This is a genomic window from Pseudomonas sp. FW300-N1A1 (genome assembly GCF_058789115.1).
On the sequence record NZ_JBYTBK010000003.1, the window covers coordinates 26,062 to 42,578 of the forward strand.

General features: G+C 62.0%; 17 protein-coding genes. 13 read left to right on the forward strand and 4 right to left on the reverse strand.

What is annotated here, in order from left to right:
• Nucleotides 1–12 precede the first annotated feature (12 nt).
• The 6 genes from hemC (at nt 13) to rsd (ending at nt 5,525) form a co-directional block, all read left to right on the forward strand.
• Nucleotides 13–954: a hydroxymethylbilane synthase gene (gene hemC, locus AC3WQN_RS03715; protein ID WP_103398713.1), complete on the forward strand. Its 942-nt coding sequence runs from the start codon at nt 13–15 to the stop codon at nt 952–954.
• Entirely contained in the window at nt 951–1,715 is a 765-nt protein-coding gene (locus tag AC3WQN_RS03720) for a uroporphyrinogen-III synthase (protein ID WP_103398714.1), read from the forward strand. The genes hemC and AC3WQN_RS03720 overlap by 4 nt, the downstream gene beginning before the upstream one ends.
• 16 nt (nt 1,716–1,731) lie before the next feature.
• Nucleotides 1,732–2,871 carry a uroporphyrinogen-III C-methyltransferase gene (locus AC3WQN_RS03725; protein WP_103398715.1) on the forward strand — a complete coding sequence of 380 codons (1,140 nt, stop codon included), beginning with the start codon at nt 1,732–1,734 and terminating at the stop codon, nt 2,869–2,871.
• Complete coding sequence (locus AC3WQN_RS03730) at nt 2,868–4,106, forward strand: heme biosynthesis protein HemY (RefSeq protein ID WP_103398716.1); 1,239 nt, start codon at nt 2,868–2,870, stop codon at nt 4,104–4,106. The genes AC3WQN_RS03725 and AC3WQN_RS03730 overlap by 4 nt, the downstream gene beginning before the upstream one ends.
• Before the next feature lie 230 nt (nt 4,107–4,336).
• A complete protein-coding gene (locus tag AC3WQN_RS03735) occupies nt 4,337–4,888 on the forward strand; it encodes a disulfide bond formation protein B (protein WP_103398717.1) in 552 nt (183 codons plus the stop codon).
• A gap of 178 nt (nt 4,889–5,066) precedes the next feature.
• Nucleotides 5,067–5,525, forward strand: a complete 459-nt coding sequence (rsd, locus tag AC3WQN_RS03740; RefSeq protein WP_095145859.1) for a sigma D regulator — start codon at nt 5,067–5,069, stop codon at nt 5,523–5,525.
• A gap of 66 nt (nt 5,526–5,591) precedes the next feature.
• Here rsd and AC3WQN_RS03745 read toward each other — a convergent pair whose 3' ends face one another.
• Nucleotides 5,592–6,257, reverse strand: a complete 666-nt coding sequence (locus AC3WQN_RS03745; protein WP_103398718.1) for an FKBP-type peptidyl-prolyl cis-trans isomerase — start codon at nt 6,255–6,257, stop codon at nt 5,592–5,594.
• A gap of 192 nt (nt 6,258–6,449) precedes the next feature.
• Here AC3WQN_RS03745 and AC3WQN_RS03750 point away from each other — a divergent pair, with 192 nt between their 5' ends.
• Nucleotides 6,450–7,406, forward strand: coding sequence for an AlgP family protein (locus AC3WQN_RS03750; protein WP_103398719.1), 957 nt, complete (start codon nt 6,450–6,452; stop codon nt 7,404–7,406).
• On the opposite strand, the gene AC3WQN_RS03755 is transcribed toward AC3WQN_RS03750, so the two are convergent.
• On the reverse strand, nt 7,403–7,867 hold the full coding sequence (locus AC3WQN_RS03755; RefSeq protein ID WP_103398720.1) for a TIGR02444 family protein: 465 nt from the start codon (nt 7,865–7,867) through the stop codon (nt 7,403–7,405). The genes AC3WQN_RS03750 and AC3WQN_RS03755 overlap by 4 nt on opposite strands.
• A 50-nt stretch (nt 7,868–7,917) precedes the next feature.
• Here AC3WQN_RS03755 and AC3WQN_RS03760 point away from each other — a divergent pair, with 50 nt between their 5' ends.
• The 5 genes from AC3WQN_RS03760 to AC3WQN_RS03780 all read left to right on the forward strand — a co-directional run bounded on the left by AC3WQN_RS03760 (nt 7,918) and on the right by AC3WQN_RS03780 (nt 13,694).
• Nucleotides 7,918–9,828 (forward strand): ATP-binding cassette domain-containing protein, encoded by a 1,911-nt coding sequence (locus tag AC3WQN_RS03760; protein ID WP_103398721.1) that lies wholly within the window; start codon nt 7,918–7,920, stop codon nt 9,826–9,828.
• Nucleotides 9,828–10,409 carry a mechanosensitive ion channel family protein gene (locus tag AC3WQN_RS03765; RefSeq protein WP_103398722.1) on the forward strand — a complete coding sequence of 194 codons (582 nt, stop codon included), beginning with the start codon at nt 9,828–9,830 and terminating at the stop codon, nt 10,407–10,409. Before AC3WQN_RS03760 ends, AC3WQN_RS03765 begins: the two co-directional genes overlap by 1 nt.
• Nucleotides 10,410–10,524: 115 nt before the next feature.
• Nucleotides 10,525–11,157 (forward strand): LysE family transporter, encoded by a 633-nt coding sequence (locus AC3WQN_RS03770; protein WP_095145870.1) that lies wholly within the window; start codon nt 10,525–10,527, stop codon nt 11,155–11,157.
• A gap of 148 nt (nt 11,158–11,305) precedes the next feature.
• Entirely contained in the window at nt 11,306–13,204 is a 1,899-nt protein-coding gene (locus AC3WQN_RS03775; protein WP_103398723.1) for an FTR1 family protein, read from the forward strand.
• Nucleotides 13,205–13,238: 34 nt separating this feature from the next.
• Complete coding sequence (locus AC3WQN_RS03780; RefSeq protein WP_095081881.1) at nt 13,239–13,694, forward strand: YaiI/YqxD family protein; 456 nt, start codon at nt 13,239–13,241, stop codon at nt 13,692–13,694.
• A gap of 131 nt (nt 13,695–13,825) precedes the next feature.
• On the opposite strand, the gene elbB is transcribed toward AC3WQN_RS03780, so the two are convergent.
• On the reverse strand, nt 13,826–14,494 hold the full coding sequence (elbB, locus tag AC3WQN_RS03785; protein WP_103398724.1) for an isoprenoid biosynthesis glyoxalase ElbB: 669 nt from the start codon (nt 14,492–14,494) through the stop codon (nt 13,826–13,828).
• Between the two features lie 115 nt (nt 14,495–14,609).
• On the opposite strand from elbB, the gene AC3WQN_RS03790 reads away from it, so the two are divergent.
• On the forward strand, nt 14,610–15,845 hold the full coding sequence (locus AC3WQN_RS03790) for a sterol desaturase family protein (RefSeq protein ID WP_103398725.1): 1,236 nt from the start codon (nt 14,610–14,612) through the stop codon (nt 15,843–15,845).
• Here the strand turns inward: AC3WQN_RS03790 and AC3WQN_RS03795 are convergent.
• Complete coding sequence (locus AC3WQN_RS03795) at nt 15,826–16,458, reverse strand: DedA family protein (RefSeq protein WP_095081876.1); 633 nt, start codon at nt 16,456–16,458, stop codon at nt 15,826–15,828. The two genes, AC3WQN_RS03790 and AC3WQN_RS03795, sit on opposite strands and share 20 nt — an antisense overlap.
• Nucleotides 16,459–16,517: the final 59 nt, after the last annotated feature.

The window sequence follows — 16,517 nt, forward strand, 5'->3', positions numbered from 1 at the left end:
ACGGATTGATCCATGTCCCCTCGCGAAATCCGCATCGCTACCCGCAAAAGTGCCCTGGCCTTGTGGCAGGCCGAATACGTCAAGGCTCGTCTGGAACAGGCCCATCCGGGTCTGGTCGTGACGCTGGTGCCCATGGTCAGCCGCGGCGACAAGCTGCTTGACTCCCCGCTCTCGAAAATCGGTGGCAAGGGCCTGTTCGTCAAAGAACTGGAAACCGCGTTGCTGGAAAACGAAGCCGACATCGCCGTGCACTCCATGAAAGACGTGCCCATGGACTTCCCGCAAGGCCTGGGCCTGTTCTGTATCTGTGAGCGCGAAGACCCGCGCGATGCCTTTGTGTCCAATACCTACGCCAGCCTGGACGCGCTGCCTCAGGGCAGTGTGGTCGGCACTTCTAGCCTGCGCCGTCAGGCACAACTACTGAGCCGTCGCCCGGACCTGCAAATCCGCTTCCTGCGTGGCAACGTCAATACCCGCCTGGCCAAGCTGGATGCCGGTGAGTACGACGCGATCATCCTCGCGGCGGCCGGTTTGATTCGCCTGGGTTTCGAGGATCGCATCAGCTCTTCGATCAGCGTCGACGACAGCCTGCCGGCAGGTGGCCAGGGGGCGGTCGGTATCGAATGCCGCAGCGCCGACAGCGAAATTCACGCATTGCTGGCACCACTGCATCATCAGGACACCGCCACGCGGGTCACGGCCGAGCGCGCCCTGAACAAACATCTCAATGGCGGCTGCCAGGTACCGATCGCCTGCTATGCGGTACTGGAAGGTGATCAGCTCTGGTTACGTGGCCTGGTGGGTGATCCGAGTGGCGGCCTGCTGCTCAGTGCCCAGGCGCGTGCGCCGCGCAGCGACGCCGAGGCCTTGGGTGTGCAAGTGGCCGAAGACCTTCTGCGCCAGGGCGCCGACACGATCCTGAAGGCAGTCTACGGCGAGGCAGGTCACGAGTGACTGGGTGGCGCTTGCTGCTGACGCGTCCGTTGGACGATTCGGCGGCACTGGCCTTTTTTTTGGCCGAACAGGGGATTTTCAGCAGCTGCTTGCCGCTTTTGGAAATAGAGCCGATGCCTGACTCTGCGATCATGCGCGAGGTGATCCAGGGGCTGGATCGCTACTGCGCGGTGATCGTGGTCAGCAAGCCGGCCGCCCGGATCGGCATGGGCCTGGTCGAGCGGTATGGGTCGCAATCGCCGGGTTTGAAGTGGTTCAGTGTGGGCGCGGCAACGGCGCAGATCCTCCAGGAGCACGGGCTGGATGTCAGCTTCCCGGAATGCGGCGATGACAGCGAAGCCTTGCTTGGACTGGCACCGTTGCGCGAGGCTATCGCGCGGCCGGATGCGCGCGTGTTGATCCTGCGTGGCGAGGGTGGGCGTGAGCTACTGGCTGAGCGCTTGCGCGAGCAAGGTGCTAGTGTCGAGTATCTGGAGGTGTACCGTCGCGGCTTGCCGCAGTATGCCGAGGACGCCTTGCCTGAGCGGATTGAAGCGGAACGCTTGAACGGCCTGGTGGTCAGCAGTGGACAGGGTTTTGAGCACCTGCGCCAGTTGGCCGGCAATGCCTGGCCTGAGTTGGCGCGGTTGCCCTTGTTTGTGCCAAGCCCTCGGGTCGCCGAGATGGCGCTGGCGGCAGGCGCCCAAACAGTTGTGGATTGTCGTGGTGCCAGTGCCACGGCTTTGCTAGCGGCGTTGCGGGAAACCCGCCCCGCTTTCTAATGCAAAGGATGGATACGTGAGCGAAACAGCCTTGCCTAAAGATGACGTCCAGCCTGTGCTCGATGCGCCGGTTGAAACTGTAAGCAACCCAGAACCGCGCCGGGGCAACGGGCTGGCGATTTTTGCACTGCTGGTCGGTGCCGCCGGTGTTGCCGTCGGCGGCTGGGGTATCTGGCAGGTGCGCACCCTGCAGGCCAGCACTCAGCAGCAGTTGGGACAATTGCAGGCGCTGGGCGATCAGGCGCAAAGCCTCAAGCTCAATGAGCAGCGTCTGACGGCGCGGCTTGAGCAATTGCCGGCAGCCGAAGAACTGGAAGAGCGCCGACGTCTGGTGGCCCAGTTGCAAGGCGATCAGCAGCGCTTGAACCAGCGTCTGGAAACCGTCCTGGGTGCCAGCCGCAAGGACTGGCGACTGGCTGAAGCCGAGCACTTATTACGTCTGGCCAGCCTGCGCCTTTCGGCGTTGCAAGACATCAGCAGCGCCCAGGCCCTGGTGCAAGGCGCTGACGAAATTCTGCGCGAGCAGAATGATCCTGGCGCCTTCGCTGCCCGCGAGCAAATTGCCAAGACGCTGGCGGCATTGCGCAGCACCGAACAACCGGACCGTACCGGACTGTTCCTGCAGCTAGGCGCCTTGCGCGATCAAGTGGCCGAACTGACCGAGCTGGCTCCCGAGTTTCATGAACGTGGCGACTCCCTGCAAAGGCTGACCGCCGATGGCGATGGTGCCAGTCACTGGGTACAGTGGTGGGAGCAGATTTCGCGCTACATCCGCATTGACTTCGATACCGATAAAAACATCCGCCCACTGCTCGCCGGGCAGAGCCTGACGCAGGTGCGCCTGGCCCTGAGTCTGGCGCTCGAGCAGGCTCAATGGGCCGCGCTCAATGGCCAGGCACCGGTGTATACCCAAGCGCTGGACGAGGCGCGGGATGTACTCAAGGGCAGCTTCAACCTGGACAACCCGCAAAGCAAAGTCATGCTTGAGCAATTGGCCGAGTTGAGCAAACAACCGGTCACTGTGGCGACTCCTGACCTGGCGACGACCTTGAGTGTGGTGCAGGGCTATCTGGAGCGACGTAACGTCAATGCCGAGGAATCGGTCAAACCTGCCGTCAAGGCGGGCGCTGGCACCACGCCGGAGACCAGCCCATGAAGCGACTCTATGTGATGGTGTTCCTGATCATCGCCGTCGCTGGCGCCATGGGGCTGGCGATTGCCCAGCACTCGGGATACGTGTTGATCGCCTACAAGACCTTCCGCTATGAATCGAGCCTGTGGGCGACGCTGCTGCTGGTGGCCGTGATCTGGTTGGTGTTGTGGGGGATCAAGGCCTTGATCGAGCTGGTCGCGGTCTCCAGTGGGGTGGTCAACCCATGGTCGAACCGCAATCGCAGCCGGCGGGTCCAGGTCGCAATCGAGCACGGCCAGCTCGATCTCGCGGAAGGTCGTTGGGCCAGTGCCCAGCGTCACCTGCAGCGTGCCGCCGAAGCTGAACGCCAGCCGTTGCTCTACTATCTGGGCGCGGCCCGTGCGGCGAATGAGCAAGGGCACTACGACGAATGCGACAGCCTGTTGGAGCGTGCGCTGGAGCGCCAGCCGCAGGCCGAGTTGGCGATTGCCTTGAGTCATGCACAATTGCAGACCGACCGCGGTGATACCGACGGTGCGCTGGTTACGCTTTCGGCCATGCGCGAACGACATCCTCACAGTGTCCAGGTACTGCGCCAGTTGCAGCGTTTGTATCAGCAGCGTGGTGACTGGTCCGCGGTGATTCGCCTGTTGCCGGAACTGCGCAAGGACAAGGCGCTGCCAGCCAGCGAGCTGGCGGAACTGGAGCGTCGGGCCTGGGGTGAAAACCTGACGTTGGCGGCCCGCCAGGAGGAAGGCGAAGCCGTGGGCCTGCAGTCGCTCAATCGCGCCTGGCAACAACTGACGTCCGCTCAGCGCCAGGAGCCGCAACTGGTATTGGCCTATGCCGAACAGTTGCGTCAGCTCGGCGCGCAGGTCGAGGCCGAAGAGGTCCTGCGTACAGCGCTCAAGCGTCAATACGACAGCCACCTTGCGCGGTTGTATGGGTTGCTGCGCGGCAGTGATCCGTCGCGTCAACTGCAAACCGCCGAGGGCTGGTTGAAGGCCCATCCCAACGACCCGAGCTTGCTGCTGACCCTGGGGCGCCTGTGCTTGCAAGCCAGTCTGTGGGGCAAGGCGCGGGATTATCTGGAGAGCAGCCTCCGGCTTGAGCGTAATCCTGAAGCCTGTGCCGAGCTTGCCCGCTTGCTCGCCCAACTGGGCGATACCGAGCGTAGCAATCAGCTGTTTCAGGAGGGTTTGGGCCTTCTGGACGAGCGTCTGTTGGCTTTGCCGTTACCGGTGCCGACACGCGCTTGAACTCATGGCTTGCAGGCTCTTCCGTAGGGGGAGGGCCTGCTGTCGAAAACGCCGGATATTCCTCTGAAAGGCTTGGCGTAGGCATCATCCTACGGGTGACTACACTCGGTCCCGTCTCTTCTGCCGGGATTTCCTTACAGCTGCGGCGAAGTCTCTCCACGGGCCTGTCTTGTAAGGTCCCAACGCTTTCCTCTACCGTAAATACCGGTCTCTTTTTTTACGGATAAGCCATGTTCCTGGCCTGCTCTCGCTCCCTGTTTTTCATGGCCTTCGTTGCAGGTGCCGTGGCATTGGGCGCGTCGTATTATCTGGAGTACGCCATCGGGCTCAAGCCCTGTGGGCTGTGCACGTTGCAGCGTTTTTTCCTGATGCTGTTCACCGTCGTGTGCATGATCGCTTCACTGCATGGCCCGCGGCGGGCAGGCTGTTTTCTGTACTGGCTGTTGAGCCTGACCTGGGCCGTTGCCGGCATGGCCCTCGCCTGGCGACAGGTAATATTGCAAAGCGATCCTGTACAGCAGTTGGTGGCCTGCTATCCCGGTGCACAGGATGAATCCGTGAACTTGCCGTTGCTGGGTCTGCTGAAGCGAGCGCTTGATGGTACGGAAGTCTGTGCGCAAATTTCCTGGTCGCTGCTCGATCTGAGCATCCCCGAGTGGAGCCTGCTGTTCTTTGTGGCGGTCATGATTCTCGCGGGTTACCAGATCCTTCTGCTTGTCTGGCACGCCTTTGGGCGACCGTCCAGCGGCGAGTCGTCGCACCGGGGGGCGGGAGGCGATTAAACACTTGTATGAACTTTGTCTCCTGCGTACCTTGAAGCCATTGGCGTGCGAGCATAATCTGGCCCGCACGTATCATTGGATTTATGTTGCTCGATGATGCTTTGCCTGGCCGGATCCTGAAGCTTCACGTCTTTCGGCGAGTGCGGGCGACATCACCCATAAGGGAAGAGAGATCACCATGCTCGAAAGTTGTCAGAATGCTCAGGAACGCTGGGGTGGAGTGCATCTGCTGATCGATCGCTGGTTGCAGGAGCGTCACGAACTGGTTCGAGCCTATGATGCTCTCGGCGCCAAGCCTGAGGCTCTAGGCGAAAACCGAAAGCCATTGCAGGAGTTCTGTGGTGTCCTGGTCGACTACGTGTCTGCCGGTCATTTCGAGATCTATGAGCAACTCACCGGTGAAGCCAAGGCGTTCGGTGACAAGCGCGGGCTGGAACTGGCCGATACGATTTACCCGCGCATCGACGTCATCACGGAAAAGCTGCTGGCGTTCAACGACCTGTGCGATGCCGGCAAGTGTGTTGCCGAGAAGTTCAAGGAGCTGGGTGGTTTGCTGCATGAGCGCTTCGAACTTGAAGACTGCCTGATCGAAGTGCTGCACACGGCTCACAAGGAAGAGGTGCCCGCGCAGGCCTGAGCCTCGATCGCGTGCAAACTGCAAAACGGTGCGCCTTGCGCACCGTTTTTCGTTTGGGTTGTTTGTTCAGCCTGTTGCCCCGAGCAGTTCCACTTCAAACACCAGCGGCGTGAACGGTGCGATCAGGTCCCCCGCGCCGTCGGCACCATAGGCCTGCGCCGACGGGATCACCAGGCGCCATTTTGCCCCGACCGGCATTTGCTGCAATGCGCTGCGCCAGCCGTTGATCACGCTGTCGAGGCTGAACCATTGGGCCTGATCGTTCTGGTCGAACACCGTGCCGTCGGGCAGCCTGCCGATATAGCGAACCTGTACCTTGCCATTGGGGCCGGCCTTGGTCCCATTACCTGCAACCAGCTCGGTCAGCAGGATGCCATCGGCCAGTTCCCGGACGCCGGGCCTGGCTTTTTCAACGGTCAAGAAACGATGCTCTTTTTCCAGGGCTATCTCGCTTTGCGGTAGCGCGGGCTGCTCGGCAATCTGTGCTTCGTGCTCGGCCAGGATCTGCTCGATTCGCTCATCCGTGAGCGCCAGCGGCTTGCCCTGGTAGGCCTGTTGCAGGCCTTCTACCAGTGCTTGAATCTGCAACTGCGGAACCTCTTGGCGCAAGCGCTCGCCCAGGCTGGCACCGAGGCTGTAGGCAAGATCGTGGGCATCATTATTCGGGTTTTTTTCAGCGGCATACACCGTCGAAAATATCACGCACAAGGGCAACAACAGGTAACGCGACATGGGCGCTCTCCAGTCTGGAATGCGGTGGATTATGCCAGCGGGAATGTCATGGTCGGTGAACTGCTTTGAGAGGCGTGCAGAACATTTTCAGTTTGGTGCAACGCATGGCCATCGATACTGTCAACATGCCCTAGCGGCGGTAGCAGCAGAGGTCTAGTATGAGCCGCACCCACGTCAGCCAGGAGGTAAACCATGTCGGCCAATAAGAAGCCTGTAAATACTCCGTTGCACTTACTCCAGAATCTCACGGGCAGCCTGCTCGAGCATTTGGAAAATGCTTGCTCCCAAGCCTTGGCTGATGCTGAAAAACTGCTCGCCAAACTGGAAAAGCAGCGCGGAAAAGCACAGGAAAAACTGCACAAATCGCGCACCAAATTGCAGGACGCTGCAGCGGCCGGCAAAGCCAAGGCACAGGCCAAGGCCAAAGGTGCGGTACAAGAACTTGAAGAACTGCTCGACGCACTCAAGGATCGTCAGTCCGAGACGCGCAACTACATTCTGCAACTCAAGCGCGACGCCCAGGAAAGCCTGAAACTGGCCCAGGGTGTTGGTCGTGTGAAGGAAGCTGTCGGCAAGGTGCTGACCCAGCGTTTGGCCAAGCCTGCCGCTGCCGCCACGGCCACAAAAAAACCAGCGGCCAAACCGGCTGCTGCCAAGGCGCCCGTGAAAGCAGCTGCCAAACCTGCTGCCAAGGCACCTGCCAAAACAGCCGCCAAGCCAGCCGCGAAAAAACCGGTTGCTGCCAGTGCCGCGAAACCGGCTGCCAGACCCGCGGCCAAGCCTGTTGCTAAAACAGCCGCCGCCAAGCCGGCTGCCAAACCTGCAGTCGCCAAACCTGTAGCGGCAAAACCGGCCGCCAAGCCTGCTGCCGCTAAAGTCGCCGCCAAGCCAGTCGCCAAAGCGCCCGTCAAGGCGCCCGCCAGACCCGCAGCCAAGCCTGCGGCCACTGCCAAACCTGCCGCCGCCAGCGCCGCCAAACCGGTTGCGAAACCGGCTGCGAAACCTGCGGTGAAAAAGCCTGTCGCAGCCAAGCCTGCTGCTGCCACACCAGTGGCTGCGAAACCTGCGGCACCTACCCCAGCGGTGAGCACTCCGGCAGCTTCGCCTGCACCGGCAGCGGCAATCAGCACCCCGACCAGCGCTTCCTAAGCATCGGTCATCGCGACGCGCAGCTGATGCAGCGCGTCGCGACTCAGTTTGGCGGCGCTTACCGCCAATCCTTCCTGCCACGCGGCCAAGTCGTTCGCTTGCCCCGTCGGCCACCCCCGCGCCGATTGTTCCAGCCGCAACAGCAATTGCCGCTCGGCCTCCAACTCCAATGCCTTGACTTGCGCTCGCAGGATGCCGAGTGGTGCGTCTGAAACCGCAGCGGCTTTCCACTGCAGGCGTAACTGTCGTAGCGGCTGCACCACCTGTGAGTCCCAGGGCTCAGCCAGTTGAAGGAGCTGTTGCAGGCGTTGCGGGTTGCACGCCACGCCGCGTTCGCCGAGCCAGCAGGCGCAGAGCAGCAGGCACACGTTGGCGCCCGCCGCTTGCAGTGCCAGGCAGGCGTCTTCTACACCCGGGCGGGCGTAAGTGCTGAGGGAAAAGCTCCACAGGTCAGAGGACATAGTGCTACTCGCGCCAGTTGCGAGCGAAGCTGGTAGACTCCGCCGCCATTATGATTCGACTTCAGAACCTGACTTTACAGCGTGGCCCGCAACGTCTGCTAGAAGACGCCGAGCTGACCCTGCACGCCGGCCATAAAGCCGGCCTTATCGGTGCCAACGGCGCCGGCAAATCGAGCCTGTTCGCCTTGCTCCTGGGTGACCTGCACCCGGACTCGGGTGATTGCTTCCTGCCGGCCGACTGGCGCATCGCCCACATGCGTCAGGAGATCGACACGCTCGAACGCCTGGCGGTCGACTACGTGCTCGATGGCGACCTGCGCCTGCGTGAGGTGCAACGCGACCTCGCCGCGGCCGAAGCGGCCCATGACGGTGCCGCCCAGGCGCGCTTGCATTCGGAGCTCGACAGCGCCGATGGCTATACGGCCGACGCTCGCGCCCGCAAGCTGCTCGCGGGGTTGGGGTTCACGAATGAACAGATGGATCGCCCGGTCGGAGATTTCTCCGGTGGCTGGCGGATGCGTCTGAACCTGGCACAGGCACTGATGTGCCCGTCGGACCTGTTGCTGCTCGACGAACCTACCAACCACTTGGACCTCGATGCCATTATCTGGCTGGAAGAGTGGCTCAAGAGCTATCCCGGCACTCTGCTGCTGATTTCCCACGACCGGGATTTCCTCGATGCCGTGGTCGATCACGTGGCCCACGTCGATCAACGCAAGATTACGCTGTACCGCGGTGGCTACTCGGCGTTCGAGCGGGCCCGTGCCGAACGGCTGGCCCAGCAGCAACAGGCCTACGAGAAGCAGCAGGCGCAACGTGCGCACATGGAAAGCTACATCGCTCGCTTCAAGGCCCAGGCCACCAAGGCCCGCCAGGCCCAGAGCCGGATCAAGGCGCTGGAGCGAATGGAAGAGCTGTCCGCCGCCCACGTCGATTCGCCGTTCGATTTCGTCTTCCGTGAGTCGACGAAGATTTCCAGCCCGCTGATCGACCTGTCCGACGCCCGTCTGGGCTATGGCGAGAAAACCGTGCTGGAGAAGGTCAAGCTGCAACTGACCCCGGGTGCGCGGATTGGTCTGCTCGGCCCTAACGGCGCGGGCAAATCGACCCTGATCAAAAACCTCTCCGGTGAGCTGGAGCCTTTGGCCGGCCGCTTGACCCGTGGCGAGAACACGGTGGTGGGCTACTTTGCCCAGCATCAGCTGGACTCGCTGGATTCCAAGGCCAGCCCATTGCTGCATTTGCAGCGCCTGGCACCGACCGAGCGTGAACAGACCCTGCGCGACTTCCTCGGTGGTTTCGACTTCCGTGGTGCACGCATCGACGAACCGGTGTTGAACTTCTCCGGTGGCGAAAAGGCTCGCCTGGCACTGGCGTTGATCGCCTGGGACCGGCCGAACCTGTTGCTGCTCGACGAACCGACCAACCACCTGGACCTGGAAATGCGCCTGGCGCTGACCATGGCCCTGCAGGAATTCAGTGGCGCGGTACTGGTGGTCTCTCACGACCGTCATCTGCTCAAAAGCACCACCGATAACTTCTTCCTGGTGGCCGATGGCAAGGTCGAAGAGTTCGACGGCGACCTGGAAGACTATGCCCGTTGGCTGGTCGAGTACCGTCAGCGCAACGCGCCGGTGAGCACCACGCCGGTCAATCCGGACAAGACCGACAAGAAAGCCCAGCGCCAGGCCGCTGCCGCGTTGCGTCAGCAACTGGCACCGCACAAGCGCGAGGCCGACAAGCTGGAAACCGAGTTGGGCAAGCTGCACGAGAAGCTGGCGAAGGTTGATGCCAGCCTGGGCGACAGCGATGTTTACGAACCGGCGCGCAAGAACGAACTGCGTGATCTGCTGGCCGAGCAAGCGAAGCTGAAGGTCCGGGAAGCCGAGCTGGAAGAGGCCTGGATGGAATCCCTGGAACTTCTGGAGAACATGCAGGCGGAGCTGGAGGCGCTGTCTTGATGGAGGCCTTCAAGCTGCCGCTGCCGGCGGTGTGGGTCGATCCGATCTGGCTCGGCGTGCAGATTCTGCTGATCCTGTTGGCGGGTTACCTGACCCAACGCTTCGTGGCCAAGGGCCTGACCCGCCTGGGCGAGCGCTATCCGTTCCCACCGCAGTTGCTGATGCCGCTGCGAGGTGGTCTGCGCTGGCTGATCATGGGCAGCGCACTGATCTTTGTGCTGGAGCGCCTGGGCGTTTCCGCCACGGTACTGTGGACAGCGTTGTCCGGCTTTGTGGCGGTGGCCGCCGTGGCGTTCTTCGCCATGTGGAGCGTGCTGTCCAACCTGCTGTGCGCGATCCTGATCTTCACGGTCGGCCCGTTCCGGCTTGGCGACGTGGTCGAATTGGTGGACACCACCGACAAGCCCGGCGTCAAAGGTCGGGTCGTGGCGATCAACCTGCTGTACACCACGCTGATCGAGGCCGAAGAACTGGGTACCGGCAGCGCCATGGTGCAAGTGCCGAACAGCCTGTTCTTCCAGCGCTCGGTTCGACGCTGGCGCGGCAGCGACGCATTGCCTTCCAACGGCTTTGAAAAATAGCCGGGTGGGCGACAACGCTGGTCGGCAGCGGTCATTTCCTGCAAAAAATCGATAGTCATTCGTTGGCCGGCGCATTAGCTTAGACGTCTGATACGAGTCTGAGTCGAGGTGTGCAATGGTGCTTGAGACATGGTTGGCGTTTTTTGCCGCCTGCTGGGTGATCAGTCTTTCCCCGGGCGCCGGCGCCATTGCGTCGATGTCCTGTGGTCTGCAGTACGGTTTCTGGCGTGGCTATTGGAACGCCCTTGGCCTGCAATTGGGGCTGGCGATGCAGATTGCGATTGTTGCCGCTGGTGTCGGTGCGATCCTCGCCGCTTCGTCCACGGCGTTTTACGCGATCAAATGGTTCGGCGTGGCCTACCTGATCTACCTGGCGGTCAAGCAATGGCGTGCGCTGCCCAGCGACCTGAGCGATGACGCCGCCATCCGCCCGATCGGCAAGCCACTGGCATTGGTGTTTCGCGGCTTCCTGGTCAACGTCAGCAACCCCAAGGCGCTGGTGTTCATGCTGGCCGTGCTGCCGCAGTTCATTGACCCCCATGCACCGTTGGTGGCGCAGTACCTGATCCTGGGCGTGACCATGATCTGCGTCGACCTGATCGTCATGGCCGGCTACACGGGCCTGGCATCCAAGGTCCTGCGTCTGCTGCGCACTCCCAAGCAACAGCGCCGGATGAACCGCGCGTTCGCCGGTTTGTTTGTCGGTGCAGCCGGTTTGCTGGCAACCATTCGCAAGGCCGCGGTGTAAGCAGTCAGCGGTTAATCAAGGCGACCTGATCAGGTCGCCTTTTTTGTTTGTGCGCACTGAAATCCTGAACACAAAGACGACAAAGCTTGAGCGAAGGGCATTGAGAGTGAACAATGTGTAACTTCGTATTTCCATTTGAGACTCATTCATGACTGCGCCGTCCCGTTTTCTGGCCTGGTTGGTCTTTCCGTTGTTTGCACTGTGCAGTTTCAACCTGCTGGCCGACACCGTGGAAGGCGCCCCTCAAGCCCTGCATGTACTCGACTACGTGGGTGCGGATTACCCGGCTACGGTAGCGGCGGGCAAGGTGATCGATGCGGCCGAGTACCAGGAGCAGGTCGAGTTTTTAAAGGCGCTGCAAGGCTTTGTCGCGGGGTTGCCGGCGAAGCCGCAGAAGGCTGAGCTGGAGCAGGGCGTATCGGCCCTGCGCAAGGCTGTCGACGAACGCCAGGACGGTGCGAGCGTCGCCCGTCAGGCGCGACAGCTGGGGGCGAAACTGGCAGTGGCCTACGAGGTCAGTCAGGCACCGATCATTACCCCGGACCCCGCGCGGGGCGCACCGCTGTATGCACAGCACTGCTCGGTGTGCCACGGCGACAGCGGCGCTGGCGATGGCCCCGCAGGCGTTGGCATGGAGCCTGCGCCGGCGAACCTGCGTGATAGCGCACGCCAGGACCGCCTGAGCCTCTACGCGATCTACAGCACCCTTGGGCAGGGCGTTGAAGGCACGGACATGCCATCGTTCGCTGATCAGCTCGACGAGCGGCAGCGTTGGGACCTGGCCACCTACATCGCCAGTTTCAGTGCCGACCCGGCAGCGGCAAAAAGCGAGAAGACCTACAACCTCGCCGACCTGGCGCGCCAAACGCCGACCGAGGTGCTGGCGGCCGAAGGTCCCGAGGCGGCGGCAACCTTCCGTGCGCAGCGTGCCCAGCCACCGCAGGTCAAGCGAGGGCCGGCGCAACTGCTCGATTACACCGCCGCGACACTGGACAAGAGCATCGCCGCGTATCGAGCCGGTGAGCACGATCAGGCCTACGACCTGTCGGTGGCCGCGTATCTGGAGGGCTTCGAACTGGTTGAGAGCTCCCTTGACAACGTTGACGCGGTGGTGCGCAAAGACACTGAAAAATCCCTGATGGCCTACCGTCAGGCGTTGCAGGACGGCTTACCGGTCGAGCAGGCTGAACAGCGACTAGACGTGGCCAAGGCGAAACTGAAGGAGTCCGCCGGCCTGTTGGGCAGCGATGGCCTGAGCTGGTCCCTGAGTTACATCTCGGGTCTGTTGATTCTGCTGCGCGAAGGCCTGGAAGCGATCCTGGTGCTGGCGGCGATCCTCGCATTCCTGCGCAACACCGGTCAGCAATCGGCGGTGCGCAGTGTCAACGTCGGATGGGGGCTGGCGCTGCTGGCGGGCCTGGGCACCTGGGCGCTCGCGGCGTACGTGATCGACGTCAGCGGTTCCCAGCGAGAGCTGCTGGAAGGTGCGACGGCGCTGTTTGCCAGCGTCATGGTGCTGTGGCTTGGGGTCTGGATGCACGACCGTCGCCATGCGGCAGCCTGGCAGGATTACATCAAGAGCAGCCTGGTGGGCGGCGGTGGGCGCTTCGGGTTTGCGATCCTGGCGTTCTTCTCGGTGTACCGTGAGCTGTTCGAAGTGATCCTGTTCTACGAAACCCTGTGGCTGCAAGCCGGCCCGGCGGGTCATGAGGCGGTACTGGCGGGTGGCGCGACAGCACTGGTGCTGTTGGTGGGCTTGGCCTGGGTGATTTTGCGCGGCTCGGCGAAACTGCCGCTGGCCCTGTTCTTCAGCATCAACGCCGGCTTGCTGTGCGCATTGTCGGTAGTGTTCGCCGGGCATGGGGTGAAAGCCTTGCAGGAAGCCGGGATCTTTGGCACACGGCCGGTGCCGTTCTTTGATTTCGACTGGCTGGGGATTCATGCCGACGCCTACTCGCTGAGTGCGCAGGTGGTGGCGATCCTGGCGATCATTGTGCTGTACAGCCGCAGTCGCATGGCCGAGAAGCGCCGGGTGCCAGCCGCTTGACCCTGGTCGCTGTTTGCAAGAGAGGAAAAACCTGATGCGCGTATGGATCGATGCCGACGCTTGCCCCAGGGCTGCGAAGGACCTGGTGGTGAAGTTCGCCCTCAAGCGCCAGTTCGAGGTGGTGCTGGTGGCCGGTCAACCACAGATCAAACCGGGCCTGGCCCTGGTGAAGCTGATCGTGGTGCCCAGCGGTCCGGATGCGGCCGACGATTACCTGGTGGAGCATGCGGTACCGGGTGAGCTGGTGATCTGCAGCGATGTGCCGCTGGCCGACCGTCTGGTGAAGAAGGGGGTTGCGGCGCTGGACCCTCGGGGCAAGGAGTTCGACACGCAGAACATGGGCGATCGCCTGGCGGTGCGTAACCTGTTCACCGATTTGCGTGAGCAGGGCCAGGCGGGCGGCGGTCCCGCGCCGTTTGGCGAACGTGACAAGCAGGCGTTTGCCAATGCGCTGGACCGGATATTGACGCGGTTGTCCCGCAAGCCCTGAGACGTACACCTTCCTGTGGCGAGGGCGCTTGCTCTCGCTGGGTTGCGGAGCGACCCCAAGGCCACCGGTCCTAGGCGGCTTGATCACACCCACACAGGGTGTGGGGAACGATCAATACATGTCGGCCAATGTCATGCATCGTTTTCGTGGGTCAACTCCAGTACCCGGTCAACCAGCTTGTTGATCCCCGAAGCCGCTTCACTGATCGACTGCGCCAGCATGTAGGCGGGGGTGCTGACCAGTTTGCGCGCCTTGTCCTCAACGATCTCGGTCACGGCACAGTCCGCGTGGATGGCGCCCATCTTGTCCATGGCAGCGGCAGTGTCGGCGTCGTTGCCGATGGTGCAGGTCACGCCGGGGCCATAGATCTTCGCGGCCAGGGCTGGCGAGATGCAGATCAGGCCAACCGGCTTGCCCGCTTCGGCAAAGGCTTCAGTCAGGGCCAGAACATCCGGTTGCACGGTGCAGGCGGCGCCTTCGACGGCAAAGCTGGACAGGTTCTTGGCGGCGCCAAAACCACCGGGCACGATCAGGGCGTCGAAGTCTTCGACGCTCGCTTCGCGGATGTCCTTGATGTTCCCCCGGGCAATGCGCGCCGACTCCACCAGCACGTTGCGCGACTCGGGCATTGCTTCGCCCGTCAGGTGGTTGACCACATGCATTTGCGCGATGTCAGGGGCAAAGCACTGGACCTGCGCGCCACGCTGGTCGAGGCGCAGCAGGGTAATCACGCTTTCATGGATCTCGGCGCCGTCATAGACGCCACAGCCGGAAAGTATCACTGCAACTTTTTTGCTCATGGGTTCTTCTCCAGATACATGGCGTTAAATGTCCACTAATTTGTCACGCGTTGCCATAGGGGAGTCTGGCGGTTGCGCCTAATCTTTTGACAATCCATTGCAAGCGGGCCGGGTCATGAATTTCGTTTTGTATGCCGTGCCGTTTTTCTTTCTGCTGATCGCCATCGAGTTGCTGGCGGACCGCTGGCGTGGGGTGAGCAATTACCGGGTGGCGGATGCCATCAACAGCCTCGGCACGGGTGTGTTGTCGACCACCACGGGACTGCTGACCAAGGGCGTCGGGCTGGTGACGTACGCATTCGCCCTCAAGCACCTGGCGCTGTTCGAGCTGCCGGCCGAGCGCCTGTGGGTGTGGGTATTTGCCTTTGTACTCTATGATTTTTGCTATTACTGGCTGCACCGGATGGGGCATGAGCGCAACATCCTGTGGGCGGCGCACTCGGTGCACCATCAAAGCGAGGACTACAACCTCTCCACCGCGCTGCGCCAGACCAGTACCGGCTTCTTGCTGGGTTGGATTTTCTACCTGCCGATGGCCGTGCTCGGCATACCGCTGTTGGTGTTCGTCAGTGTCGCGGCGTTGAACCTGCTCTATCAGTTCTGGGTTCACACCAAACACATTCCCAAGCTGGGCTGGTTCGAATGGTGCTTCGTGACGCCGTCCAATCATCGCGCCCACCATGCGCAGAACGCTCTTTATATGGATCGCAACTACGGTGGGGTGTTCATCATCTGGGACCGTCTGTTCGGTACGTTTCAGGAAGAGGACGACAACGAGCCGGTGATTTTCGGCGTGACCACGCCTCTGGCGAGTTGGAACCCGTTATGGGCGAATATGCAGTTCTATGCGCAGCTATGGGCGGATGCACGTCGCGCCCAGAGTGGTTGGGACAAGCTGCGAATCTGGTTCATGCGCACGGGTTGGCGCCCGGCGGACGTGGCGGCGAAGTACCCGATGAACAAGCCGGACCTGAGCCGGTTCCGCAAATTCGAAGTGCCGTTGGACGGCCGTCTGCAAGGGTATGTCGCGGTTCAGTTCTGCCTGTATATCGCGCTGGGCAGTTACCTGATGAGCCTGGAGCACGCGCTGCCAACGGCCGCCCTGGTAGTGGGCTGGGGAGCGGTGGCATGGGGTCTGTTTGTGCTGGGGGCGATGCTGGAGAATCGCCCGCAAGCGTTCAGGCTGGAGGTGTTGCGGCTGGCGTCGAACCTGCCGCTGGCGGGGCTGGCACCGCTGGTCGGGCTATGGCCGGCCAGCACGGCAGGCTGGGTTGGCCTGCTCGGTTACAGCGTGCTCAGCGGGATCGGCCTCTACTGCTGCGCAAGCCGCATCACTCGGCTGGCGTCGTAGGTTCGCCAGCCTTGGCCTTCTCGGCCTTCAAGGCTTGTTCGTCCGCATAGATCTTCTTGGCCAGGCGAGCATTCTTGAAGCGCCGACGCAGCCACAGGATGAGGCCCAGCACCAGCAACGCGCCCAGTACCCACAGCTCGTACTTCTTGACGCTGCCCAGCATGCCCTCGAGCACTGCACCGAAGTGATAGGCGGCGGCCGCCAACGCGGTGGCCCAGATGGCGGCACCGATACCGTTGAGCAGCAGGTAGCGGCCTGGCGGATAACCCGAAAGGCCAATGGCCACGGGCATGACCGTGCGCAAGCCGTAGACGAAGCGAAAGCTCAGTACCCAGATGTCCGGATGCTTGCGAATGTGCTCCAGCGCCCGGTCGCCCATCAATTGCCAGCGTGGTTTGCGTGCCAGCAGTTTGCGGCCGTGCTTGCGCCCCAGGAAGTACCACAGTTGATCGCCGGCATAGCTGCCGAGGAAGGCCACGACCACCACGATATTGATGTCCATGTATCCACGGAACGCAAGGAAGCCGGCGAGCACCAGAATGGTTTCGCCTTCGAAGAACGTGCCGAGAAAGAGGGCAAAGTAGCCAAAATCATTCAGGAATTGTTGGAGCATTGTCTGGGTGCTGGCGAAATGAACGCGCAGCCTAACCCTTCAGGCCCATGGAGGAAAGT